The organism is Microcoleus sp. MON1_C1, from assembly GCF_036701945.1.
In the GTDB taxonomy this organism is placed as follows: Bacteria; Cyanobacteriota; Cyanobacteriia; order Cyanobacteriales; family Microcoleaceae; genus Microcoleus.
Genome location: NZ_JAUBRO010000097.1, coordinates 3,616 through 8,627, shown reverse-complemented (window position 1 = coordinate 8,627; position 5,012 = coordinate 3,616). Strand labels below are relative to the sequence as shown.

1 protein-coding gene is annotated in these 5,012 nt (G+C 51.8%); it reads right to left on the bottom strand.

Features of this window, described 5'->3' with window-relative positions; translation table 11 throughout:
• Positions 1 to 242: 242 nt before the first annotated feature.
• Positions 243 to 5,012: SdrD B-like domain-containing protein (locus QUA62_RS28455; protein ID WP_333408168.1), on the bottom strand; the 4,770-nt coding region annotated here is incomplete at its 5' end.

Sequence of the window (5,012 nt, the reverse complement as noted above, 5' to 3'; positions counted from 1 at the left end):
TGGTTGCCAGACCCACAACTCACGAGCCGTTGCCAGTCCGTACCCCATGTGACAGTTGGGGTGCGGAATGTGGGTTGATAATGCGACAAGGGTATGGTTTTTCTAATTTTAATAATTTTAGGAATCGCGTATTAGCTTGCTTTTGTGATTAGATAAACTTATAACCATAAGTTCAGGAGAGCCAGAATGATCGACCTTAATTGACGAGATAATTTAAAAGTGCGATCGAAACAAAACAAACTCTAAATCGCATTGCCGAAGTTCATTCCCTGCTCGATTTGACCGAAACCCACATTTACTTTGTACCTTTCCGGCAGCCCAGTACCAGTCAAATTAAACATCCGTACCCCTGCAGGAGTAGACAAAAACAGATATTGTCCGTTATCGCTAACCGACATCCCCCCATTAACAAAGGGCGAGGAAGCATTAATATTTTCACCGATACTCCTGCTGTATAATATATCCCAAGTATTGGTATCGTAAGCAATCAACTCATCGGCAACAGAATCCGCAGCGTAAAGGATATCCCTCGTCGGATCGAACGCTAAGCCCCCGTTAACGCCCGCGAGATTTTCAACAGCATTAAAATTGCGATCCATCACAGAAATGCCATCGTTTAATTCCATTGCAATTAGTGAACCGTTGCGGTTAATCGCAGATACAGTAACGTCGTGAAAAGAGTCAGTTTCATTCCGGGTGGGAAAGGTGTTAGTCACAGCATCGTAAGTAAAGATCGGGCCGCTGGAAATGTTGGATTCAGTCATGAAAAACAGACTGCGATCGCTGCTGCGGTGGATGTGTGTGTTCTGTCTGACGGAGCCAGGCGAACCGACACCCGAGGGCTGCGTTAAAGTATCGGTAGCTAAGTTGAGTTCCCGGAACGGCACCCAACCTGAACCGTTGTAGCGTGTGCTCACCATTCCCCGGCCGTTGGAACCGATTGCCACGTCCCAAGCACCGACCTCTCCAAAATCGAGAGTGTAAGGAATATTGGTAACAGTCCCGCTAGCGAGATTTACCTTGCGAATGAAACCTTGCGTCCCGCTAGTTTGATTATCAGCAACGTACAAAGCGCTGCCATCTGCAGTAATGTCAGCACCGTTTAACGAAGTGCCAACAACAAGTGGTGGTAACAAAGTCTGCGTGGCGACATCGTACCGCTGCACAGTTCCCGCACCGGTGGTGATGTATAGCAAATTCCGCGTCGGGTCGAAAACGTGATCGCGATCGTTAGCAACCGGAATGAGAATGCTTGCCGGGGCACCGCTGATACCGGGGAATGTTTGCTGCCAACCAGGTTGCAGCGCTTCTGCAACTGTATAAGTTCTCGGTCCGGCCAAACCCGCAAAGGAATAATCGCCGCTAGCATCCGTTATCGTAGAAGTTTCCCCTGCGTCCAATACGCCATTTTGGTTAGTGTCGAGAAAGACAGTCCAGTCTGGAATCCCTGGTTCGCCAGCATTTTGTGTGCGATCGCGGTTTAGGTCGTTCCATTTTGTACCTTGAATTTCGTTTAGCTGTACAGTTTGTCTGTTGCCAAAGTTGACATTCTCAGCGAGTTGATTGGCACCAAGGTTAACTGTTTGCGCTTGCGGAACGTTTGACCCGGGCAAACCCAGAATTCGCACGCCGCTGGGAGTTGACAGAAACAGAAATTTTCCGTCACCGCTGACAGACATCGCCCCGTTATTAAACGGTGTAGAGTTAGGAACATCTTCGCCAATATTGAGACTGAACAACTGAGTCCAAGTATTTGTATTAAAGGCGATGATTTGATTTGTTGTGGAATTCACAGCATAGAGGATATCTTTGGTTGGGTCGAAAGCCAAGCCCCCGTCTACATTATTGAGGGTGGTAATTGGGCTGAGGTTTGGGTTTCGGATAGAAATGCCAGCCCCTAACTCTAAAGCAATTAAGGCACCGTTGCGACTGACTGCAGATAGACTGCTGTCGTGAAATGTTTGTGTTTCGGCCCGGTTGGGAAAGGTGTCAGTTGTGCCGTTGTAGGTAAAGATCGGACCGCTGGAAATGTTGGGTTCAGTCATGAAAAACAGACTGCGATCGCTGCTGCGGTGGATATGCGTGTTCTGTCTAACTTGACCAAACACTGAACCGGCATCCGACCGCTGCGTTAAAGTATTGGTAGCTAAGTTGAGTTCGCGAAATGGCGTCCAACCGGAACCTTCAAAGCGCGTACTTACCATTCCTTTGCCGTTAGCCCCGATCGCCACATCCCAGGAACCGCTTTCGAGGCTTTGGAGATTGTACCGGAGGTTAGTAACTGCACCGGTATTGAGGTCAACCTTGCGGACCAACCCCTGCACTCCGCTGCGCTGGTTTTCAGCAACGTACAAAGCGCTGCCGTCGGGGGTAATATCGACACCGTTTAAGGAATTGCCTACCTTAAGGGGTGCTAGCCAAGCGTTAGCGCGGAGGTCGTATTGCTCTACTGTTCCGGTGTTAGTGGTAATGTACAGTCGATTTCGGGTGGGATCGAAAACGTGGTCTCGGCGAGTTGGCAGGGGGATGAGAAAGTTTACCGCCTGTGCGGTGATGCCGGGGAATGTTTGCTGCCAATCGGCTTGCAACTCTTCGGCAACAGTATAATTGCCTGCTGGCAAACCTGGAAAAGCGTAATTGCCGCTAGCATCTGTAACAGTAGAAGTTTCGCCGCCGTCGAGTACGCCGTTTTGGTTAGTGTCGAGAAACACAGTCCAACCTGCTATTGGGAGTTCGCTAGCGTCTCGCAGACCGTTGCCATTTAAATCATTCCACTTGCTGCCGCGAATCTCGGCATCGTCGTTTTGAATTGTTAGCACAGCAGTGGGGTTGGCTGTTCCCGCGACTCCCTCGTTAGTGAAGTTGGCAAAGGACAGCGCTACTGTCTCGTCGGGTTCGTAATTGACATCGCCTAATACCTGAATCGGTACCGTTTTGCTTGTCTCCCCTGCTGCAAAATTAACGGTAATTGGTTCTGCTTGCACGTCGCTGCCAATTGCTGCGGGATTGGCAGCACCTGCTGCCAGGACTACATCTACACTTGAAGCTGTAGATGTATCTCCCGATCGCGTCACAGTCACGACATTGGCGGTGTTAGCAGCATTCCCTTCAGGCACATTAAAGGTAGCTGCACTGAAATTATAGGTAGGGGGAGTATCGTCGTTGGTAATGGCAGCCGTCACCGCGCCTGCTGTGCCTGAAGTGTAGCCGCTTCCTGCTGCCAAAGTTAGTTCGACTGTCTCGTTAGGTTCATTAGCAGTATCGGCAACTAAAGTTAGGGTAACCGCTGCGGTTGCGGAATTCGCTGCAAACGCAACTGTGCCGGTTGTGGCACTAAAAGCGGTAGCACCCGACTGAGTGTAATCATTGGCAAAATTAGCTGTTCCGCCAACCGAGAAACTCACTGTCAACGGTTGAGACAGTGGCGAATTGATGCTATCGGTGCGGGTAAAGGTGTAGGCGATCGTGCTGCCGCTATCTTCGATCGCGCCCTCGGGCGAAACTGCTAGCGTCACCTCGGCATCTAATGCAGGTGCGCTGACGTTGAAATTGCCCAAATTAACAGCAGTGGCTGCATTGCCGCTGGTATCTAAAACTTGAGATTCTGATAATTGCAGAGTGTAAGTCCCGTTGTCCGCTGCGTCCCAACTGTCGCCGGGGGCGTTAATTTGATAAGTTGCAGTCCGAGGCGTGCCGTTTCCGCCAGGAGTCGCGCTTAAGAATGCCACCAACTGACTGAAGTTGTTTGGGCCTGTCACCCGAATGTCGCTGCTATCGAGGCTGCTGACATCTACACCCGTGTTGTCAGCATATTCGACATTAAATGTCAAGCTATTGCTGCCTGCCGAAATGTTGGCAATTGGGTTTAGCGTTGCTGTGGGCGGGGTAGTGTCAAAAGGTTGGCGTGTTCCTGAAATCTGAAAATCAAAGGGATCTTCATCGCTGTCGCTGTTGACAAAGGAAATTTGACCGCTATAAGTGCCGATCGCAGTTGCATCGAATTTGACAGAGAAAGTAGTCTCGCTGCCTGCAGTTAGGTTTGTACTGCCAAAACTGCTAACTAAGCTGAAACCTGTTGGCAGGGCGATCGCTTTGTTGAGAGTCAGGTTGCCACTGCCTGTATTTTTCACCGTAAAGGTTTTGACAACCTCTGTTCCTAAAACGGCGGTACCGAAATTAACTGTTCCCGTATTGTCTGCGATGTTAGCGGTGCCGTCGAACAAGTCAATTTCTGGAACGTTATCTGCAATCGGTGTCGGCGTTGGCGTCGGCGTAACGGATGGTGTCGGCGTCGGCGTAACGGATGGTGTCGGTGTCAGCGTCGGTGTCGGCGTTGGTGTTGGTGTATCGCTTGGCGTATCGCTTGGCGTCGGCGTCGGGGAATCGCTTGGCGTCGGCGTATCGCTTGGTGTTGGGGTGACGGATGGTATCGGTGTTGGCGCCGGCGTCGGGGAATCGCTTGGCGTCGGCGTATCGCTTGGCGTTGGGGTGACGGATGGTATCGGTGTTGGCGCCGGCGTCGGGGAATCGCTTGGGGTTGGTGTATCGCTTGGCGTTGGTGTTGGCGTCGGGGAATCGCTTGGGGTTGGTGTATCGCTTGGCGTTGGTGTTGGCGTCGGGGAATCGCTTGGCGTTGGTGTATCGCTTGGCGTTGGTGTTGGTGAATCGGTTGGTGTTGGCGAATCGCTGGACGTTGGTGTTGGCGTCAGGAAATCGCTTGGCTTCGGGGAATCGCTTGGCGTCGGGGAATCGCTTGGCGTCGGCGTTGGCGTTGGAGTAGGCGTCGGGGAATCGCTTGGTGTTGGGGTGATGGATGGTGCCGGCGTAGGCGAATCGCTTGGTGTTGGTGCCGGCGTAGGCGAATCGCTTGGTGGTGGTGTTGGCGTTGGTGTTGGCGTCGGGGAATCGCTTGGTGCTGGAGTGATGGATGGCGTCGGCGTCGGGGAATCGCTTGGTGCTGGAGTGATGGATGGCGTCGGCGTCGGGGAATCGCTTGGTGCTGGAGTGATGGA